A 20262-nucleotide genomic window follows, 5' to 3' on the forward strand; every position below is an offset into this window, starting at 1 on the left:
TCCCCCGGCCAGAGCGCTAGGACTGGTCCTGGTCGGCGGCCCGCGCGGAGGACGCCTCCGGTGTGCCGGGTGTGCCGGGTGCGCCGGGTGCGCCGTGGCGTCGGCCGCGGCGGACGAAGGACGGCAGCGCGGGCGGGGTGAGGAAGCCCTCGGCGCGGGCGCTGGCCAGGCCGATGCGCGGGATGTCGGCGCTCTTGGCGAACAGCAGGAACCGCGGCTCCCACACCGGCCGGTACTTGGCGTTGGCGCGGTACAGCGACTCGATCTGCCACCAGCGGGAGAAGAAGGTGAGCACCGAACGCCACAGCCGCAGCACCGGACCGGCCCCGAGCCGCGCCCCGCGCTCGAAGACCGAGCGGAACATCGCGAAGTTCAGCGAGACCCGCCGTACGCCGATCTCCCCGGCGCGCAGCAGCAGTTCGACGACCATGAACTCCATCAGGCCGTTCTCGCCCTCGCGGTCGCGGCGCATCAGGTCGAGGGAGAGGCCGTGCTCGCCCCAGGGCACGAAGCTGAGCAGCGCGCGCGGCTCGTCGTCCGCGTCCCGGCACTCCAGCATCACGCAGCGGCCGTCGCCCGGGTCGCCGAGGCGGCCCAGCGCCATGGAGAAGCCGCGCTCGGTGGCGCCGTCGCGCCAGTGGTCGGCGCGCTCCACGAGCAGGGCCATCTCGTCGTCCGGGATGTCCTCGTGGCGGCGGAGGGTGACGGTGTAGCCGGCCCGCTGGACCCGCTTGTGCGCCTGCCGCACGCCCCGCATGGCGCGTCCGTCGAGGCTGAAGTCGGCGACGTCGACGATGGCCTCGTCGCCCAGTTCGAGGGCGTCGAGGCCGTGCCGGGCGTAGATCGTCCCGGCCTCCTCGCTCGCGCCCATGACGGCGGGTGTCCAGGCGTGCCGCTGGGCCTCGGTCAGCCAGGCGTCGATGGCGCCGGGCCAGGCCTCCGGGTCGCCGATCGGGTCCCCGGAGGCGAGGCTGACCCCGCCGACGACGCGGTAGGCCACGGCGGCCTTGCCGGTGGGGGAGAAGATCGCGGCCTTGTCGCGGCGGAGGGCGAAGTAGCCGAGGGAGTCGCGTTCGCCGTGCCGGTCCAGCAGTTCGCGCAGCCGGGTCTCGTCCTCGGCGCCGAGCAGCGCCAGGCCGCGCGGCGAGCGGAAGCAGACGTACAGCACCAGCAGGAAGGTCCCCGCCATCAGCACGTTGATGAGGATGTCCACCCAGCGGGGCGACTCCACGGCGGGGACGCGGTCGGCGAGCGGGCCGACGCTGACGCTGCGCAGCAGGGTGTAGGCGACCTTGTCGGTGAGGGGCGCGCCGGACACCTTGTTGGTGGCGTCGACCAGCCAGGTGCCGAGGCCGCCGCTGACCAGGATGCCGACGGCTCCGACGGCCAGGGCGAGCCGGGGGTTGGAGCGGTCGCCGATGGCGTTGAACTCGGTGCGGCCGACCAGCAGCGCGATCACGAAGAGGCCGGTCAGGGCCGCCGAGAGCCAGTTGAAGGGGTGTTCGCGGAAGCGCTCCTGGGTGAGCGCGAGCACGTAGAGCGCGAACAGGGGTCCGGCGAGCAGCAGGTTGAAGACCCAGGCCGCGCGTTTGCGGCGCCGCATCACCATGGCCAGGAAGAGCGCGAGGGCGGCCGAGACGAGGCCCGCGGTGGCCAGGTACGGGGTGAAGAACTCACCGGCGTTGTGCTCGTGCACCTCCTCGCGGAACGGCAGCGAGAGCACCGCGACGATGTTGAGCAGCGCGAGCACCCGCAGGTACCAGACGGTCGCCGCGGCGGCGCCCGCCCGCAGCCGGGGGCCGGGGGAGGGGCGCGCGGACGTACGCGGGGTGCGCTGCGGGGGGATGAGGACGGACTGCCGAGCGGGCATGGGTGACGGGTCACCTCGGGGACGGGCCGGATGGGGGCCGATGGGGACGGACGGGGACTGGCGGTGGCTGGGGTGGCTGGCGGTGGTGGTCGGGGGCGGTGGCTGAGGGGCCTTGGCCCCAGTGTTCCGGGAGAAGGTAAGGAGGGGACGGGTGTGTGCTTACTCGCCGGGGCCGGGAGGATGAACCGCGGCGGAGACGCAGGGAGCATGCGGGGTACCCGCGGAGCCCGGACCGACACCGTCACTGCGGTCACTGCGGTCGCCGCTGTCCCCTTCGTCGTCCCTGGCACCGCGGCCGCCACTCTCATCAGAGTGATCACTGAGGGTGAGGGCGGCGCGCCGTCGGGGTGCCGTCAGGATCCAGGCCAGGTTGCCGACCGCCGCCCCGGCCGCCACCGTGGCGACGATCACCCCGGCCGTGGCGAAGCCGTCGCTGAACAGATGGGGCCGGTGGTCGAGGCTGTGCAGCCCGAAGCCGCTCAGCTCGTACACCCCGACGGCGGCGACGGTGAGGCTCACGACCAGGGCGGCGACCGTGGGCGCGAGCCCGCCGTCCCGCTCCGCGCCGGGCGGTGGAGCACCGGGCGCCGGACAACGCGCTTCCTGCATGGATCCCCCGTGGACGATGGAGAAGGGCGAGCGGGACCCTACAGTACGTAGTGCCGGGCGCGGAGGAAAACCGGAGGCATTGTCACTCTCCGTCACTTCTTGCGGGCGGCGCGGGTGAGAGCGCGGACGACGGCCTGCTCGTCCTTCCCGAGCAGGGCCTTCTCCAGGCTGTGGTCGTCGGAGCGGGAGAAGAGTTCGCCGCGGGCGACGTCATCCTTGTCCAGGACCCGCCCGCACCACTCGCCCGACCCGGCCGTGTGCCCGTCGAACGGCACGGAGGCCCCCTCGCCGAGCACCACCCAGGCGCCCTCCGACCAGCGCAGGGCCAGGAGGTAGGTGTGGCCGGTCTCCAGGCGGGGCGCGTCCCCGGTGGTGCGCTTGATCCGGGCGCCGCCCGCCCGCAGCACCCGCCAGCCGGGAGCGACCAGCGCGAAGTCGCCGCCCAGCGCGTGCCGGGGCCGGGCGGCGGACCACAGGCGGCGATCGGTGCGGAAGGTCACCTTGCGGTCGGTCTCGTAGCCGACCGGGCCGCTCTTGTAGTCCCGCCGTCCGGTGTCCTCCTCGGCGACCGGCGCGGCCACCACGACATGGTCGGCCTGCGTCACCCAGTCCCGTGCGGTCTGGTCCGGGTAGGTGTGGTCGGCGGGGCCGCAGCCCATCACCGTGTCCAGTCCGGAGGCGCCGACGAAGACGCTCCCGGCGATACCCGCGAGCGCCACGACGAGCGCGACGACCGAGGCCGTCCGTGTCACTGCGCACCCCCCGATGCGTCCTCGTGCCGCCCACGGACGGCATCCCCCGGCAACGGCCGTGGTCGGCGGCCGCACCCGTCATGATCACACGGTCCGTTCCATCCTGTACACGGCCGACGACGGCAGGCCCGCCGAGCGCCCGCCGAGCCCGCCCCGACATGCGCGATGTCCGCCCGTCCGGAAACGTGGAGGACGACCCCTTTCCTGCCCTGCCCCTCCGGAGCTTCCCATGTCCGCGAAGCGCATCCTGAACCGCTCGTCGTCCGCCACGGAGCCGACGACCCCCCGCCGCATCGCCTCCGCCCGGCCCCGCTCATGGGCCGCCGACTGGGGTCTGCTGCTCCTGCGGCTGACCTTCGGCCTGCTGATGGCCGGGCACGGCTCCCAGAAGCTGTTCGGCCTCTTCGGCGGCGGCGGCCTGGCGGCGACCGGCCGCGGCTTCGAGGCGATCGGCTACCGCCCCGGCCGCGTCTACGCCGTGATCGGCGGCCTCTCCGAACTCCTCGGCGGCCTCGGCCTGGCCCTCGGCCTCCTCACCCCGCTCGCCGCCGCCGCACTGATCGGCGTCATGATCAACGCCATGGTCACGGTCACCGGCGCCCACGGCTTCTGGGACACCGACGGCGGCATCGAATACAACATCGCCATCGCCGTCGTGGCCCTGACCGTCGCCGCCACCGGCCCCGGCCGCCTCGCCGCCGACCGCGCCTTCCCCTGGTCCACAGGCGGCTGGCCCGAAGCAGCCCTGGCGGCGGGACTCGGAGGAGCGGGGGCGGCGATCACCCTGGCCCTGTGACGCCGGCCTGCCCGCCGCCCCCACCGAAACCGCCTGGCCGCCGGATGCGTGTACCCCGTCCAGCAGGCCGAAGGCCGGCGGCGGGGCGGGCCGCTATCGCTGGGGGGAAGCGCTGGAGCTGCTGGGTGCCGGTGTCAGCGGGAAGGCGTCAGCGCGGATCAGGGCCACACCAGGCAATACGCCTGATGCCCCGCCTCATGCAGCCGGTGGCTGAAGTCCTGCCACTCGTGCAGCAGTTGGTACACGTTGAACGCGTCGCGCGGGCCGCCGCGGTCCGGGACCGTGGACCAGATGAAGGCGGCGGCGCCGACCGCTTCCTCGCCGATGTCGCGGAGGGGGTCGACGACGGTCATGGGGAGTCTGACGACGGCGTAGTCGGGGTGGAGGACGACCAGTTCGAGGGGCGGGACCCGGTGCAGGGGGACGCCCTCGATGCCGGTGAGGACCATCGCGGCCATGGTCTCCGGCTTGATCTTGGTGAACATGCCGTTCATGCCCAGCTCGTCGCCGCCCAGTTCCTCGGGGCGCATGGAGATCGGGACCCGGGCCGCGGTCGCGCCGTCGGGGGCGCCGAAGTACTTGTACGTCACCCCCACCCGACCACCATTCCTGCTCCCCGCCCGGAGGCGATCGGCCCGGCGTCCCGCCCGGTCGTCGGTCCGCCGGTCGGAGCGCTCGGATTCGCCGGGCGCGCCCTGCGCCTGACGTGCTTCGGCGGTCTCCTCCGCTTCGCGCCGGTGCCTTCCCCGCCGGGCACGCCGAGGACCCAGGTCGTCAGTCCCCTCGCCCAGTCCGCCACCGCGATGCATATCTCCACCCGACTGCTTTTCTAGGACGCGTGGCCCCCGCCGCGCAACCCGATCATCGTGTCAGTGACCTCCCCCACGGCCGCACGCCGAAACGTACGCCGAACCATCTCGCCGCGGGATCTTCGTGGCCGTCGGCACGACCCTGCCACGACTCTTCCTCCTGTCCGTCCGCCCGCACGCATCCGTCCCTGTCTCTGTGCATACGTACGAGGAGGCCAGTTTCTCAGATGGGCCGGGCCTGAGCCGCTTCTTCGGCCACGGCCACGGCCACCGATACCGATACGGGATCCCCCCGCGCCCCCTGGCCTACCCTGAACAGGTCACCGGAGTGGTCACCGAACAGGTCGGCGAACAGGTCACCGGGCCGGTGGCCGGACAGGACACGCCCGCCGGACCGCTGATCGGACCGCGGCCGTCCGCCCGAGCGCCGGAAGCCCGGACGCCGGACGGCCGGCAGCCCGAGGGACCGACCCAGCGCCGGGAGAACCGAGAAATCGGAGAAGTCGCAGGTCATGAGCGAACTGCCATACCCATACGAAGCCCCCGCCTCGCAGGCGCTGTTCGACCGGGCGGCGACCGTCACGCCCGGCGGCGTGAACTCGCCGGTACGCGCCTTCCGCGCCGTGGGCGGTACGCCCCGGTTCATGGTGTCCGGCAGCGGGCCGTACCTGACGGACGCCGACGGCCGGGAGTACGTCGACCTGGTGTGCTCCTGGGGGCCGATGATCCTCGGGCACAGCCACCCCGAGGTGATCGCGGCCGTGCAGGACGCGGTCGCGCGCGGCACCTCGTTCGGTACGCCCGGTGAGGGCGAGGTCGCCCTCGCGGAGGAGATGGTGGCGCGCATCGCGCCGCTGGAGCAGGTCCGGCTGGTCTCCAGCGGCACCGAGGCCACCATGTCCGCGATCCGGCTGGCTCGCGGCTTCACCCGGCGCGCCAAGGTCGTCAAGTTCGCCGGCTGCTACCACGGGCACGTCGACTCGCTGCTGGCCGCGGCCGGCTCGGGCGTCGCCACCTTCGCGCTGCCGGACACGCCCGGCGTCACCGGCGCCCAGGCGGGCGACACCATCGTGCTGCCGTACAACGACCTCGACGCGGTGCGCGCCGCCTTCGCCGCGCACCCGGACGAGATCGCCTGTGTGATCACCGAGGCCTCGCCCGGCAACATGGGCGTCGTGCCGCCGCTGCCCGGGTTCAACCAGGGCCTCAGGGACCTGTGCCGGGACAGCGGCGCGCTCTACATCTCCGACGAGGTCATGACCGGCTTCCGCACCAGCCGGGCCGGCTGGTACGGCGTCGACGGCGTCGAGCCCGACCTGATGACCTTCGGCAAGGTGATGGGCGGCGGCTTCCCGGCCGCGGCCTTCGGCGGCCGCGCCGACGTGATGGCGCACCTCGCCCCCGCCGGTCCCGTCTACCAGGCCGGCACGCTCTCCGGGAACCCGGTCGCCACCGCCGCGGGCCTCGCCCAGCTGCGGCTGCTCGACGACGCGGCCTACGCCAAGGTGAACGCCGTCTCGCAGCAGATCCAGGCCATGGTCTCCGAGGCGCTCACCAAGGAGGGCGTCGCGCACACCCTCCAGAACGCCTCCAACATGTTCTCGGTGTTCTTCACCGACCGGCCGGTGCGCGACTACGACGACGCCAGGGCGCAGGAGTCGTACCGCTTCACCGCCTTCTTCCACGCGATGCTGGCGCACGGCGTCTATCTGCCGCCCTCGTCCTTCGAGTCGTGGTTCGTGTCCACCGCCCACGACGAGCAGGCGCTCCAGCGGATCGCCGACGCCCTTCCGGCGGCGGCCCGCGCGGCGGCGGAGGCCACGGCATGAGCGAGCAGCGGAACACCGAGATCGCCGAGATCGCCGAGAGCGCCCAGGCCGCCGGGAGCGGTGGGGGCGGCGATGTCACCGTCGTCCACCTCATGCGGCACGGCGAGGTGGAGAACCCGACGGGTGTGCTCTACGGGCGGCTGCCGGGCTACCACCTGTCCGAGCTGGGGCGGCAGATGGCCGAGCGGGTCGCCGAGCACCTGGCCCCGCGCGATGTGACGTACGTCGTCGCCTCGCCCCTGGAGCGGGCGCAGGAGACGGCCACGCCGATCGCCAAGGCGCACGGGCTCGACCTCGCCACCGACGAGCGGCTGATCGAGGCGGAGAACGTCTTCCAGGGCAAGACGTTCGGCGTCGGCGACGGCGCGCTGCGCCGCCCGGCGAACTGGAAGCACGTGGTCAACCCGTTCCGGCCGTCCTGGGGCGAGCCGTACATCGACCAGGTGGTGCGCATGATGGGCGCGCTGAACGCGGCGAAGGACCGGGCGCGCGGGCACGAGGCCGTCGTCGTCAGCCACCAGTTGCCGATCTGGATCGTGCGGTCCTACGTGGAGCGGCGGCGGCTGTGGCACGACCCGCGCAAGCGGCAGTGCACGCTGGCCTCGCTGACGACGTTCACGTACCAGGGCGACCGGATCGTCTCCGTCGGCTACAGCGAGCCGGCCCGTGATCTGGTGCCGGCGCATCTGCTGGCGGGCGCCCGGCCGGTGAAGGGCCAGGGGAAGGCCTTCGGGGCGTAATGCGCCTAGCGGGACATATCGCCCATGGTGCGGCACTCCGCTCCGATCTCGATCAACTGCGGTCCCCCGTAGTACACAGAGCGTAAGTAGGCCGTAAGTCATCGGTCACATGCGGACAATTTCGCTACGTTTGTTGTGAAATTCATACCGCGTCACGCAACCCTCGCGGCCGTCACGCCCTCTGAATGAGTGACCACCATTCAGCGGACGTGACGGATCGAGGGACTCATGCGCACCTTCTCCCGGAGGGGAATACTCGGCGTCGGCGCGGGCACCGCGGCTGCCGTAGGACTCGCGGGCTGCGGCGGCCTCACGTCTTCGGACAGCTCGGACGACGCCGGCGGTTCCGGTTCCGGTGCGGGTTCGCAGGGCAAGGACACGCCGCCGCCCGCCCGGCCGATCGGCGACGGCTCCACGTCGTTCACCGGCAAGCAGCCGCACCAGCCCGCCAAGCCGGTCCCGCTGGAGCCGGGCCAGACCCCGCCGCAGTTCGTCGTCTTCTCCTGGGACGGCGCCGGTGAGGTCGGCAACGGCCTCTTCCCCCGCTTCCTCGACCTCGCCAAGCAGCACCAGGCGGGCATGACCTTCTTCCTCTCCGGGCTCTATCTGCTCCCGGAGTCCAAGAAGCGCATGTACGACCCGCCGAACAACGCGCGCGGCGCCTCCGACATCGGCTACCTCACCGACGAGCACATCAAGGCCACGCTCACCAACGTGCGCCGTGCCTGGCTGGAGGGCCACGAGATAGGCACCCACTTCAACGGCCACTTCTGCTCCGGCCACGGCACCGTGGGCAACTGGACGCCCAAGCAGTGGCGCAGCGAGATCGACCAGGCCAAGGCGTTCGTGAAGCAGTGGCGGACCAACACCGGCTGGACCGACCTGCCCTCCCTGCCCTTCGACTACGACAAGGAACTGGTCGGCGGCCGCACCCCCTGCCTGCTCGGCCAGGACCACCTGCTGCCCACCGCCAAGGACCTCGGCTGGCGCTACGACGCCTCCTCGCCGGGCGGCCGCCAGGTGTGGCCGGTCAAGCGGCTCGGCATCTGGGACCTCCCGCTCCAGCAGGTCCCGTTCCCCGGCCGGAAGTTCGAGGTCCTCTCGATGGACTACAACATGCTGGCCAACCAGTCCCTGAACTCCACCAAGGCCCCGCCGGTCAACTACCCCGGCTGGCGCAAGCAGTCCGCGCAGGCCTACATCCAGGGCTTCGAGCGGGCGTACCGGACCAACCGCGCGCCGTTCTTCATCGGCAACCACTTCGAGCAGTGGAACGGCGGCATCTACATGGACTCCGTCGAGGAGGCCTTCAAGCACATCGCCGCCGAGCGCGACAAGGGCGCCGATGTGCGCCTGGTCTCCTTCCGGCAGTTCGTCGACTGGATGGACGTGCAGAAGCCGGAGGTGCTCGCCAAGCTGCGCACCCTGGAGGTCGGGCAGCAGCCGGCAGGCGGCTGGAAGGAGTTCCTGAAGGCTCCCGCCGGTACGGGCACCGGGACCGGGAAGGGCACCGCCGGCGGCGCCTGATATGCGGTTTTCCGCCCGGGAGGGGGGCGGGCAAGATCCCCGGAACAGGCATGCGAAACTTTTCACATGAGTGCCGCCAGCCGCGCCCCCCAGTGCTCCCGCCGGGCGAACCGTACGTCCGCACCGCACCGCACGCGCACCTCCCGTGCCCGCGGCCGCGCCGTCCTGCTCGCCGCCGGGACCGCGGCCGCGGCACTCGTGCTGACCGCCTGCGGCTCCGGGGGCACCTCCGGCGGCTCGGGCAACACCAACTTCATCACCGGCTCCGACGGCATCGCCACGGTGAAGAAGGGCGACCGCAAGCCCGCCCCCGAGCTGTCCGGCAAGACCATCGACGGCAAGGAACTCGACCTCGCCTCCTACAAGGGCAAGGTCGTCGTCCTCAACGTCTGGGGCTCCTGGTGCTCGCCGTGCCGCGCCGAGGCGCCCAACCTGGTCAAGGTCGCCGGGGACACCGCCGCCAAGGGCGTGCAGTTCGTCGGCATCAACACCCGCGACACCAGCACCCAGCCGGCCCAGCAGTTCGAGAAGAGCTTCGCGGTGCCGTACCCGAGCCTGTACGACCCCACCGGCAAGCTGATGCTCCGCTTCAAGAAGGGCACCCTCAACCCGCAGGCCATCCCGAGCACCCTGGTCATCGACCGGGACGGGAACATCGCGGCGCGCGCCCTCCAGGCGCTCAGCGAGGAGAAGCTGCGCAAGATGCTCGACCCGGTCCTCGCGGAGAAGTGAGCCGCCGTGCTACTGGCCGCAGCCACTGATCCCAACCAGACGGTCTTCAGCGGGGCCCTGCTGCTCGCGCTGCCCGTCGCCGTCCTCGGCGGACTCGTCTCCTTCTTCTCGCCGTGCGTCCTGCCGCTCGTCCCCGGCTACCTCTCGTACGTGACCGGGGTCACCGGCACCGACCTGGCCGAGGCCCGGCGCGGCCGGATGGCCGTGGGCGCCTCGCTGTTCGTGCTCGGCTTCACCGTCGTGTTCGTCAGCGGCGGTGCGATGTTCGGCTTCTTCGGGCAGACCCTCCAGGAGTACAAGGGGACCCTATCCAAGGTGCTGGGTGTGCTCATGATCCTCATGGGCGTCTTCTTCATGGGCCTGATGCCCTGGCTGACCCAGCGTGAGTTCCGCTTCCACCGGCGGCCGGCCACCGGCCTGGTCGGCGCACCCCTGCTCGGCGCCCTGTTCGGCGTCGGCTGGACGCCGTGCATCGGCCCGACGCTGGCCTCCGTGGTGGCGCTCTCCTCCAACCAGGCCAGCGCCGGGCGCGGCGCCCTGCTGACCGTCGCCTACTGCGCGGGGCTCGGCATACCGTTCGTGCTCACCGCCATCGCCTTCCGCAAGGCCCTCGGGGCGTTCGGCTGGGTCAAGCGCCACTATGTGTGGGTGCTGCGCCTCGGCGGGACGATGATGATCGTGACCGGTGTGCTGCTGCTCACCGGCGCCTGGGACCGGCTGGTGCAGGAGATGCAGACCTGGTCCAGCGGCTTCACTGTGGGGATCTGATCCATGAGCAAGACGACACCCGGTACGCGCGCCGACGAGAAGCCGGCCGCGCCGCCCCCCGGTGAGGACGACCTCGGCGCGGCCGGTTCCCAGCTGTCCACCGCGCCCGCCGAGACGGCCGTGCCCGGCTCCTTCGGCGGCCGCCGCGCCCCCGGTGCGGCCGGGTGGCTCGCCTGGACCGGCCGCGAGACCGTCGGCTGGGTCCGCTGGTTCTGGCGGCAGCTGACCTCCATGCGGGTCGCGCTGCTGCTGCTGTTCCTGCTCTCCCTGGGCGCCATCCCCGGCTCGCTGATCCCGCAGACCGGCAGCGACGCGATGAAGGTCGAGGCGTTCCGCCAGGCCCACACCACGCTCGGGCCCGTCTACGACCGGCTCGGCCTGTTCCACGTCTACAGCTCGGTGTGGTTCTCCGCGATCTACATTCTGCTGTTCGTCTCCCTCATCGGCTGCATCGTGCCGCGCACCTGGCAGTTCACCGGCCAGCTCCGCAGCCGCCCGCCGGGCGCGCCCAAGCGGCTGACCCGGCTGCCCGCGTACGCCACCTGGCGCACCTCCGCCGCGCCCGAGGAGGTCCGCGAGGCCGCGCTGAGGACGCTGCGGCAGCGCCGCTTCCGCGCCCACCTCTCCGGTGACGCGGTCGCCGCCGAGAAGGGCTATCTGCGCGAGGCGGGCAACCTGCTCTTCCACATCGCGCTGATCGTGATGCTGATCGCCTTCGCCTGGGGCCAGTTGTTCAAGACCGAGGGCAACAAGCTGATCGTCGAGGGCGACGGCTTCGCCAACACCCTCACCCAGTACGACGACTTCAAGTCCGGGAACCTCTTCGACGACGACGACCTCGTCCCGTTCAGCTTCACCCTGAAGAAGTTCACCGGCACCTACGAGCCGAGCGGCCCCAACAAGGGCACCCCGCGCACCTACCAGGCGGACATCGACTACAGCGTCGGCGCGGACGGCAAGGAGCGGCACCGGACCGTCAAGGTCAACGAGCCGCTGGAGATCGACGACGCCAAGGTCTACCTGGTCAGCCACGGCTACGCGCCCACCGTCACCGTGCGCGACGGCAAGGGCCGGGTGGTCTACCGCCAGGCCGTGCCGCTGCTGCCGCTGGACCCCAACGTCACCTCGCAGGGCGCGATCAAGGTGATGGACGGCTACCGGAACGCGCAGGGCAAGAGCGAGCAGCTCGGCTTCGCCGCGTTCTTCGTGCCGACCTTCGCCGGGGCCGGCAAGGGCACGATGTTCTCCCAGTTCCCCGCGCTCCAGTTCCCCGTGCTGTCGCTGGGCGCCTACCACGGCGACCTGGGCGTGGACGCGGGCACGCCGCAGAGCATCTACCAGCTCGACACCAAGAACCCGAAGCTGAAGCCGTTCAAGGACGCCAAGGGCAACATCCTCAAGAGCCGCCTGCTGCCCGGCGAGACGCTGACGCTGCCCGGCGGCGCCGGTTCCATCACGTTCGACAAGGACATCAAGGAGTGGGCCGGTTTCCAGATCGTCCAGCAGCCGGGCACCGGCTGGGCGCTGACCGGAGCCGTCGCCGCGATCTTCGGCCTGGCCGGATCGCTGTTCATCCAGCGCCGCCGGGTCTGGGTGCGGGCGGTGGCGGGCGCCGACGGGGTGACGGTCGTCGAGGTGGCCGGTCTGGGCCGCAGCGAGTCGGCGAAGCTCCCCGAGGAGATCGGCGCCCTGGCCGCCCTGGTCCACGACAAGGCACCCACACAGCCCGACGCCGGCTCCGACCCGGAGCGCAGCGCCGCCACCCCCGTACCCGCCGAAGGGGCTGAGAAGAAGTGACTCTCGCCGCCGCAACCGAGCTCGCCACGGCGACCAACGAAAACCTGGCGCACACCAGCAACGCGCTGATCTACTCCTCGATGGCCGTCTACACCCTGGCCTTCCTCGCCTACATCGCGGAATGGCTCTTCGGCAGCCGCAGCAAGGTGGCCCGCACGGCCGCCGCGCTGACGGCCGGCGACCAGAAGGCGGCCGGGGCCGCGGGCCCGGCCGTGGCGGTGAAGTCCGCCGGGGGCACCGCCGTACTGGAGCGCCCCCAGGTCGTCGTGCGGTCCGCCGCCGGCGCCCGCGACGTGCCCGACGGGCCCGGCGCGCACGGCGGTGACGTGCAGGGCGACCTGTACGGCCGGATCGCCGTCTCGCTCACCGTGCTCGCCTTCCTGGTGGAGCTGGCGGGCGTCGTCGCCCGCGCGGCCTCCGTGGAGCGGGCGCCGTGGGGCAACATGTACGAGTTCAACATCACCTTCTCCACGGTCGCGGTCGGCGTGTACCTCGCGCTGCTCGCCCTGAAGAAGAACGTGCGCTGGATCGGCCTGTTCCTGACCACCACGGTCCTGCTGGACCTGGGCCTCGCGGTCACCGTCCTGTACACGGCCAGCGACCAGCTCGTCCCGGCCCTGCACTCGTACTGGCTGTACATCCACGTCTCCACCGCGATCTTCTGCGGCGCGGCCCTGTACGTCGGCGCGGTCGGCACGCTCGCCTACCTCTTCAAGGACTCCTACGAGAACAAGCTGGCCTCGGGCGGCGAGCCGGGCTCCTTCGCGAAGTCGGTGCTGGAGCGGCTGCCCGCCGCCGCCTCGCTGGACAAGTTCGCGTACCGGATCAACGCGGCCGTCTTCCCGCTGTGGACGTTCACGATCATCGCGGGCTCCATCTGGGCCGAGTCGGCCTGGGGCCGCTACTGGGGCTGGGACCCCAAGGAGACCTGGGCCTTCATCACCTGGGTCGCCTACGCCTGCTATCTGCACGCCCGCTCCACGGCCGGCTGGAAGGGCCGCAAGGCGGCGTACATCGCGCTGATCGCGTTCGCCTGCTACCTGTTCAACTACTACGGCGTGAACATCTTCGTCGGCGGCAAGCACTCGTACGCGGGCGTCTGACCGGCCGCCGCGGGGAACCCGGCCGGTATGACCGGTTCCATCGGCGGTTCCATCGAACAGGGCACCAGCCAGACGCACGGCAGCACGCACATCCTGGGCTTCCTGGTCCGCTTCCCGCGGCCCATGGAGGCCGTCTGGCCCGCGCTGTCCACCCCGGACGGGCTCGCGGGCTGGTTCACCCCCGCCGACGAGCTGGAACCCCGGCTCGGCGGCGCGGTCAGCCTGCGCGGCCTGGGCAGCGGCCAGGTCACCGCCTGGGACGTCGACCGGGTCGCCGAGTACACCCTGGCGGACGGCGGCCGGATCCGCTTCCACCTGGAACGGGACGGCGCGGACGGCTGTGTGCTCCGCTTCACCCATGAGTTCGGCGGCGAGGGCTCCTCGGAGCGGGCCTGGCGGACCCGATTCGAACACCTCATCGAAAAGCTGGCGCCGGGGGAGTAGCCCCCCGGAGGATCACTCCCCGATGTCCTCCCGCCACAGCTCCGGCTGGTCCCGCACGAAGCCGCGCATCAGCTCCACGCACTCCGGGTCGTCGAGGACCACGGTCTCCGTGCCGTGCTCCGCCAGCCACTCGTGCCCGCCGCGGAAGGTGACCGCCTCCCCGACCACGACCCGGCCGATCCCGAACTGGCGGACCAGACCGGAGCAGTACCAGCAGGGCGAGAGCGTGGTCACCATCGTCGTGCCCCGGTAGGACCGCTGCCGCCCCGCGGCGCGGAACGCGGCCGTCTCCGCGTGCAGCGACGGGTCGCCGTCCTGCACCCGCCGGTTGCGGCCCCGCCCCAGCAGGGTGCCGTCGGCCGCGTAGAGCGCCGCGCCGACCGGGATGCCGCCCTCCGCGAGCCCGGCGCGCGCCTCGGCGAGCGCCGTACCGAGCCATGCGCGTGCCTGGGCCTCGTCCATGGACCCACTGTGCGGGCAGCCGGTGCGCTGCGGCAACGGCGCGTCCGCGGCCCCGGCCCCGGGGGCTGCCGCGGCCCGGGGCCGTTCAGGGGGCCAGCGAGCGGCAGATGCGGTCGGGCAGCAGCCGGACCGCCTCCTCCAGGTCGACCTCGCCGGCCCCGGACAGCCAGCGCCGCGCCGTGGCCACCACCGGACCCATCACCAGCGCCTCGATCAGCGGCGCGGGCAGCGGCGCGATCTCCCCGGCGGCGACGCGCGGCCCCAGCCAGCCCGCCAGCTCCGCCAGCCGCGCCTCCTGCGTCTCGTGCACCTGCCGCCCGTGGCGCATCGCGTCCCGCGACGTCCCGGAGGAGTGCAGGAACAGCGCCGCGTCCCGGTGCTCCTGGATGAAGGCGAGATACGCCCGCACCAGCGCCCGGACGCCGGTGTGCAGCGTGCGGGTGGGGAGCAGCGCCGTCAGCAGGGCGTCCAGCAGACGGGAGTTCCAGCGGGTGTGCAGCGCGGTCGACAGCCCCTCGATGCTGCCGAAGTGGTGGTACAGGCTGCCCATGCTCACCCCGCTGGCAGCGGTGACCGCGGTGACGGTCAGGCCGTTGTCGCCGGTCACCGCGTACACGCGCAGCGCCGCGTCCAGGAGCAGGTCGGCGGTGGCCTCCCCGCGCTGCTGCTTGGGGCTCATGGTTTCCAGTGTAACTTTCTAGAAAACTCTTCCAATTCCGGGGGGTGCGGCGGCAGACTGACAGCGCTTGTTGCCGAGGGCCGGACGGGGAGAGACGTGGTGGAGCTGAGCGGCGGCGGGGCCGAGCCGCTGTCGGAGGAGGACCCGCGGCGGATCGGCGCGATCCCGCTGGTCGGACGGCTCGGCGCCGGCGGCATGGGCCGCGTGTACCTGGGCGTGCACCAGGGGGAGTACGCCGCCGTGAAGCAGGTGCTGCCCTCGGTCTTCGCCGAGGACCCCGGCTTCCTGCGCCGGTTCGGGCAGGAGCTGGACAACCTGGCCCGGCTGCCCGCCGACGTGACCGCGCCGCTGCTGGCCAGCGACCGCGAGGCCCGCCCGCCGTGGCTGGCCACCGCGTACATCCCCGGGCTCACGCTCAGCGAGGTCGTCGAGGAGCACGGCACGCTCTGCGCCGACGCCCTGTGGTTACTGCTGCGCGAGGCGGCGGCCGGGCTCGCCGCGGTGCACGACGCCGACATGGTGCACCGCGACCTCAAGCCGTCCAACGTCATGCTCACCGGCGACGGCGTCACCCTCATCGACTTCGGCGTCGCCCGCGCCGCCGAGCAGAGCCGGCTGACCCGCACCGGCGTGGTCGTCGGCACCCCGTCCTACATGTCACCCGAACAGGCGTCCGGGGCCCGGCGGCTGACCGGCGCCACGGACGTCTTCGCGCTGGGCTCCCTGCTCGCGTACGCGGCGACCGGGCACTCCCCGTTCGGCGAGGGCGCCGGGGTCGACCTGCTCTACCGGATCGTGCACGACGCGCCCGACCTGAGCGGTCTGCGCGCGGTCGACGCGGGCCTCGCGGACCTGGTGGCGAGCTGCCTGGAGAAGGACCCCGAGGGCCGCCCGGCCGCGGCGGAGCTGCTGGAGCGGTCGCGCGGGCGCGACCTGCCCGAGCGGGCCGCCTGGCCCGAGGGCGCCGGGGAACGGCTCGCCGAGCGGGCCGCGTTCGCCGCGGCCCCGCCCCGGGGCGCGGAACTGGCGGAGCTGGAGAAGCTCGCGCGGTCCGCCACCACGGCCGGGGGGCCGGTCGCGGCGGCGGGGGAGGGCGGCGGCGCGGGCGGCGCAGGCGGTGGCGGGGGCGCCGGGCCCGGCTCGGACTCCGGGGCGGGCACCGGTTCCGGTTCCGGGTCCGGCGGCAAGGAGACCGCGCCGGACCGCAAACCGGCCCACCGGGGCCGACGGCGCGTGCTGCTGGCGCTCGTCCCGGTCGTGGTCACGGCGACCGGCGCCACCCTCGCCCTGCAACTGCTGCCCTACACGGCCGCCACCAGCGACGGCGCGCAGGCCGCCCCCACCGTCTCGGTGTCGGTCACGGGACCGGGCGGCCCGTCCGCCTCCGGCGCCTCCGCTCGGGCGACGGCGACGCCGTCCGGATCCGCGTCGCCGGGCAAGGGCGCGAAGAAGGGCAAGGGCGAGGGCGAGGACGACGGCAAGGGCAGGGACAGCGCGGCCGGGCAGCCGGGGGAGAAGGGCGCGGACGGCACGGACGGCACGGACGGCCGGGACGGGCAGCCGGGCGGCGGCGGCAAGGCCGGGGGCGGCGGCACGACCGGCAAGGAGGGCGCGGGCGGCGCGGGCGGCGGCTCCGGGAACGGCGGTGGTGGCGGGGGCGGGGGCGGGAGCACCAAGCCCTCGGGCGGCGGCTCCGGGAAGGGCGGGAGCGGGGGCTCGGGCGGAAGCGGCGGCTCCGGTGCGAGCGGCGGCTCCGGCGGCAGCACCGGCAAGCCGCCCGCCTCGGGCATCTTCACCCTGCGCAACGGCTCCAGCGGCACCTGCCTGTCCGTCTCCTACGGCTACGGCGCGATCGTGGAGAGCTGCACGTCCGCCCGCGCGGACTGGGAGTTCCGCAGCGCGGCCTCCGGCGGCGTCCAGCTCTTCAACAAGGCGACCGGCGCCTGTCTGAGCGCCAGCCTGCCGGCCGGCGGCCTCATGGCTATGTCCTGCGCCCGCAACGGCAGCAGCGACGCGGACATCAGCTGGCGCTACGGCTCCGGCGGCACCCTCAGGAGCGACTACAACGGCCGCTGCCTCGCCGTCCTCGCCAACGGCACCGTGGACACCGCCGCCTGCTCCTCCGGCTCCTCGGTCCAGCGCTGGTCCAAGAGCTAGCACCGGCTCCGGCCGGAGCACCGGGACGGCGCCACGCCCCCGCCGGGCACGGGGCGGTCGCGGGACGCGCGACCGCCTCGGCGATACTGGACCCCATGGCTTACGACGATCTTCGCTCCCTGCTCAGGGCGCTGGAGCGCGAGGGCGACCTCAAGCGCATCAAGGCCGAGGTCGACCCGTATCTGGAGGTCGGTGAGATCGTCGACCGGGTGCAGAAGTCCGGCGGCCCCGCACTGCTCTTCGAGAACGTGAAGGGCTCGGCGATGCCGCTCGCCATGAACGTCTTCGGCACCGACCGCAGGCTGCTGAAGGCGCTCGGCCTGAAGTCCTACGCCGAGATCAGCGAGCGGATCGGCGGGCTGCTGCGGCCCGAGCTGCCGCACGGCTTCGTGGGGGTGCGCGAGGCGTTCGGCAAGCTCGGCGCGATGGCGCACGTGCCGCCGCGCAAGGTCAAGGAGGCGCCCGTCCAGGAGGTCGTGCTGCGCGGCGACGACGTCGACCTCGACGCGCTGCCCGCGCTGTTCACCTGGCCCCAGGACGGCGGCTCCTTCTTCAACCTCGGCCTGACCCACACCAAGGACCCGGAGTCGGGCATCCGCAACCTGGGCCTGTACCGGCTCCAGCGCCACGACCGGCGCACCATCGGCATGCACTGGCAGATCCACAAGGACAGCCGCAACCACTACCAGGTGGCGGCCCGGCGCGGCGAGCGGCTGCCGGTCGCCATCGCCTTCGGCTGCCCGCCCGCCGTGACGTACGCCTCCACCGCGCCGCTGCCCGGCGACATCGACGAGTACCTGTTCGCCGGGTTCCTCGCGGGCCGGCGGATCGAGATGGTCGACTGCAAGACCGTGCCGCTCCAGGTCCCGGCCCAGGCCGAAGTGGTCCTGGAGGGCTGGCTGGAGCCGGGCGAGATGCTGCCGGAGGGCCCCTTCGGCGACCACACCGGCTTCTACACCCCGCAGGAGCCCTTCCCGGCGCTCACCATCGACTGCGTGACGATGCGCAGGCGCCCGCTGCTCCAGTCGATCGTGGTCGGCAGGCCCCCCACGGAGGACGGCCCGCTCGGCCGCGCCACCGAGCGCTTCTTCCTGCCGCTGCTGAAGATCATCGTGCCGGACATCGTGGACTACCACCTGCCCGAGGCGGGCGGCTTCCACAACTGCGCGATCGTCTCCATCGACAAGAAGTACCCCAAGCACGCCCAGAAGGTGATGCACGCCATCTGGGGGGCGCACATGATGTCGCTGACCAAGCTGATCGTGGTCGTCGACGCCGACTGCGACGTGCACGATCTGCACGAGGTCGCCTGGCGGGCCCTGGGCAACACGGACTACGCCCGTGACCTCACCGTCGTCGAAGGCCCCGTCGACCACCTCGACCACGCCTCCTACCAGCAGTTCTGGGGCGGCAAGGCAGGCATCGACGCCACGAAGAAGCTGCCGCAGGAGGGGTACACCCGCGACGGCGGCTGGCCGGAGATGGTGGTCTCCGACCCGGATACGGCGGCGAGAGTCGACCGCCGCTGGAAGGAGTACGGCCTGTGAGCGCCTCCGCCGCCGCGGTGCCCCAGCCGGGACGCACGAAAGCCTTTCTGCGCCTGGTCATGATCGAGCACTCGGTCTTCGCGCTGCCCTTCGCGTACATCGCCGCGCTCACCGCGATGTACGAGTGGGACGAGAACATCCACTGGGCGCGGCTGCTCCTGGTGACCGTCTGCATGGTGGGGCTGCGCACCTTCGCCATGGCGGTGAACCGGATCATCGACCGGGAGATCGACGCCCGCAACCCGCGCACCGCGCACCGCGAGCTGGTCACCGGCGCGATGTCCGTACGGCACGCCTGGACCGGCGCGCTGATCGCCCTGGCGGTCTTCCTGGGCGCCGCCGCCCTGCTGAACCCGCTCTGCCTGGCCCTCGCCCCCATCGCGGTGGTCCCGATGGTCGTCTACCCCTACGGCAAGCGGTTCACGAACTTCCCGCAGGCCATCCTGGGCCTGGCCCAGGCGATGGGCCCGATCGGCGGCTGGCTGGCGATCAGCGGCGAGTGGTCGTGGAAGGCGGTGATCCTGGGCCTGGCCGTCGGCATCTGGATCGGCGGCTTCGACCTGATCTACGCCTGCCAGGACGTCGAGACCGACCGGCAGGTAGGCGTCCGCTCGGTCCCGGCCCGCTTCGGCATCCCGGCCGCGATCTGGGGCGCCCGCGCCTGCCACACCGTCACCACGGCCCTGTTCGTCTGGTTCGCCCTGGCCACCGGCGCGGGCGTCTTCTTCTGGCTCGGCCTGGTCGTCGTCGCCGGTGCCTTCCTCTACGAACACACCATCGTCCGCCCCCACGACCTGTCCCGCCTGAACCGGGCGTTCTTCTCGACGAACGGGTTCATCGGCATCAGCCTGTTCGTCTTCGCACTGCTCGACCTCCTGGTACGGGGCCTGCGGCCGTAGTCCGTCGGCACGGCCGCCTGACATCCATGTCAGGCGGCCGGATAGGCTCGATATGTGAACGCAGGGAAAACGCAGCGCGAGCCTTGGATCGTGGGGGTTTCCGGCGCGTCCGGTACGCCGTACGCGGCTGCTGTGCTGCGCGGGCTGATCGACGCCGGGGAGAGTGTCGACCTGGTGGTCAGCCGGGCCTCGCGGCTCACCCTGCTCGACGAGACGGGCATCTCCTTCCGGGACGCGCACTGGCGGGAGGATCTGGGGGAGTGGCTGGCGCTGGGGGCCGACGGGAAGCCCGGCACCTTCGAGGCGGACCTCGCGGACGTGCGGCACTGGGGCGCCGGTGACCTGGCGGCCGGGCCGTCCTCGGGGTCGTACCCCGCGCGCGGGATGCTGATCGTGCCGGCCTCGACGGCGTGCGTGGCCGGGGTCGCGCTCGGTCTGTCGAAGGACCTGCTCCAGCGGGCGGCGAGCGTGACCCTCAAGGAGCGCAGGCCGCTGGTGGTGGCCGTCAGGGAGACCCCGCTGAACGGCCCGACGCTGCGGCAGCTCGTCGCCCTGGACGACGCGGGCGCCACCGTCCTGCCCGCCTCGCCCGCCTTCTACGCCGGTGCGACCCACATCCAGCACCTGGTGGACTTCGTCGCCGGCCGCGCCCTCGACGCGGTGGGCGTGCCGCACCGGCTCTACCGCCGCTGGGAAGGCGAACTCGGCGGCGGCGCCCGGCGTTAGCAGCAGTACCCGTACC

General features: G+C 72.6%; 19 protein-coding genes. 13 read left to right on the forward strand and 6 right to left on the reverse strand.

The genetic code is table 11. The features are described from left to right. Positions 1–16: 16 nt before the first annotated feature. From ACWDYF_RS30275 to ACWDYF_RS30285, 3 genes are all read right to left on the reverse strand, one after another. Entirely contained in the window at positions 17–1870 is a 1854-nt protein-coding gene (locus ACWDYF_RS30275) for a phosphatidylglycerol lysyltransferase domain-containing protein (protein WP_389470880.1), read from the reverse strand. A 159-nt stretch (positions 1871–2029) separates the two neighbouring features. Next, positions 2030–2479 carry a hypothetical protein gene (locus ACWDYF_RS30280; protein ID WP_389470877.1) on the reverse strand — a complete coding sequence of 150 codons (450 nt, stop codon included), beginning with the start codon at positions 2477–2479 and terminating at the stop codon, positions 2030–2032. A 92-nt stretch (positions 2480–2571) separates the two neighbouring features. Next, entirely contained in the window at positions 2572–3231 is a 660-nt protein-coding gene (locus tag ACWDYF_RS30285) for a hypothetical protein (RefSeq protein ID WP_389470875.1), read from the reverse strand. Positions 3232–3460: 229 nt separating this feature from the next. On the opposite strand from ACWDYF_RS30285, the gene ACWDYF_RS30290 reads away from it, so the two are divergent. After that, the gene (locus tag ACWDYF_RS30290; protein ID WP_389470873.1) at positions 3461–4027 is read left to right on the forward strand and encodes a DoxX family protein; all 567 of its coding nucleotides are present in this window, start codon (positions 3461–3463) and stop codon (positions 4025–4027) included. A 158-nt stretch (positions 4028–4185) separates the two neighbouring features. Here the strand turns inward: ACWDYF_RS30290 and ACWDYF_RS30295 are convergent, their stop codons facing one another. Then, positions 4186–4623, reverse strand: a complete 438-nt coding sequence (locus ACWDYF_RS30295; protein WP_018568226.1) for a hypothetical protein — start codon at positions 4621–4623, stop codon at positions 4186–4188. A gap of 725 nt (positions 4624–5348) precedes the next feature. Here ACWDYF_RS30295 and hemL point away from each other — a divergent pair. The 8 genes from hemL to ACWDYF_RS30335 all read left to right on the forward strand — a co-directional run bounded on the left by hemL (position 5349) and on the right by ACWDYF_RS30335 (position 13776). Further along, complete coding sequence (hemL, locus tag ACWDYF_RS30300; protein ID WP_389470870.1) at positions 5349–6665, forward strand: glutamate-1-semialdehyde 2,1-aminomutase; 1317 nt, start codon at positions 5349–5351, stop codon at positions 6663–6665. A 92-nt stretch (positions 6666–6757) separates the two neighbouring features. After that, positions 6758–7405, forward strand: coding sequence for a histidine phosphatase family protein (locus ACWDYF_RS30305; protein WP_051115876.1), 648 nt, complete (start codon positions 6758–6760; stop codon positions 7403–7405). A gap of 228 nt (positions 7406–7633) precedes the next feature. Beyond that, positions 7634–8932 (forward strand): hypothetical protein, encoded by a 1299-nt coding sequence (locus tag ACWDYF_RS30310; RefSeq protein ID WP_389470867.1) that lies wholly within the window; start codon positions 7634–7636, stop codon positions 8930–8932. Positions 8933–8998: 66 nt separating this feature from the next. Further along, complete coding sequence (locus ACWDYF_RS30315) at positions 8999–9664, forward strand: TlpA family protein disulfide reductase (protein ID WP_381736795.1); 666 nt, start codon at positions 8999–9001, stop codon at positions 9662–9664. A gap of 6 nt (positions 9665–9670) precedes the next feature. Next, positions 9671–10432 carry a cytochrome c biogenesis CcdA family protein gene (locus ACWDYF_RS30320; RefSeq protein WP_018568232.1) on the forward strand — a complete coding sequence of 254 codons (762 nt, stop codon included), beginning with the start codon at positions 9671–9673 and terminating at the stop codon, positions 10430–10432. 3 nt (positions 10433–10435) lie between these two features. Further along, on the forward strand, positions 10436–12229 hold the full coding sequence (gene resB / locus ACWDYF_RS30325; RefSeq protein ID WP_389470860.1) for a cytochrome c biogenesis protein ResB: 1794 nt from the start codon (positions 10436–10438) through the stop codon (positions 12227–12229). Further along, positions 12226–13332 (forward strand): c-type cytochrome biogenesis protein CcsB, encoded by a 1107-nt coding sequence (gene ccsB / locus ACWDYF_RS30330; RefSeq protein ID WP_389470855.1) that lies wholly within the window; start codon positions 12226–12228, stop codon positions 13330–13332. The genes resB and ccsB overlap by 4 nt, the downstream gene beginning before the upstream one ends. A gap of 27 nt (positions 13333–13359) precedes the next feature. Next, complete coding sequence (locus tag ACWDYF_RS30335) at positions 13360–13776, forward strand: SRPBCC domain-containing protein (RefSeq protein ID WP_381736792.1); 417 nt, start codon at positions 13360–13362, stop codon at positions 13774–13776. Between the two features lie 12 nt (positions 13777–13788). On the opposite strand, the gene ACWDYF_RS30340 is transcribed toward ACWDYF_RS30335, so the two are convergent. Next, a complete protein-coding gene (locus tag ACWDYF_RS30340; RefSeq protein WP_389470851.1) occupies positions 13789–14238 on the reverse strand; it encodes a nucleoside deaminase in 450 nt (149 codons plus the stop codon). A gap of 85 nt (positions 14239–14323) precedes the next feature. Further along, complete coding sequence (locus ACWDYF_RS30345) at positions 14324–14917, reverse strand: TetR/AcrR family transcriptional regulator (protein WP_381736790.1); 594 nt, start codon at positions 14915–14917, stop codon at positions 14324–14326. Positions 14918–15013: 96 nt separating this feature from the next. On the opposite strand from ACWDYF_RS30345, the gene ACWDYF_RS30350 reads away from it, so the two are divergent. The 4 genes from ACWDYF_RS30350 to ACWDYF_RS30365 all read left to right on the forward strand — a co-directional run bounded on the left by ACWDYF_RS30350 (position 15014) and on the right by ACWDYF_RS30365 (position 20246). Beyond that, on the forward strand, positions 15014–17074 hold the full coding sequence (locus tag ACWDYF_RS30350) for a serine/threonine-protein kinase (RefSeq protein WP_389470846.1): 2061 nt from the start codon (positions 15014–15016) through the stop codon (positions 17072–17074). Between the two features lie 95 nt (positions 17075–17169). Then, entirely contained in the window at positions 17170–18621 is a 1452-nt protein-coding gene (locus tag ACWDYF_RS30355) for a menaquinone biosynthesis decarboxylase (RefSeq protein WP_381736789.1), read from the forward strand. Then, entirely contained in the window at positions 18618–19520 is a 903-nt protein-coding gene (gene mqnP / locus ACWDYF_RS30360) for a menaquinone biosynthesis prenyltransferase MqnP (protein WP_037887599.1), read from the forward strand. The genes ACWDYF_RS30355 and mqnP overlap by 4 nt, the downstream gene beginning before the upstream one ends. Before the next feature lie 54 nt (positions 19521–19574). Next, positions 19575–20246: a UbiX family flavin prenyltransferase gene (locus tag ACWDYF_RS30365; protein WP_389470842.1), complete on the forward strand. Its 672-nt coding sequence runs from the start codon at positions 19575–19577 to the stop codon at positions 20244–20246. Positions 20247–20262 lie beyond the last annotated feature (16 nt).

It is taken from the genome of Streptomyces sp. NPDC003284 (assembly GCF_053589675.1).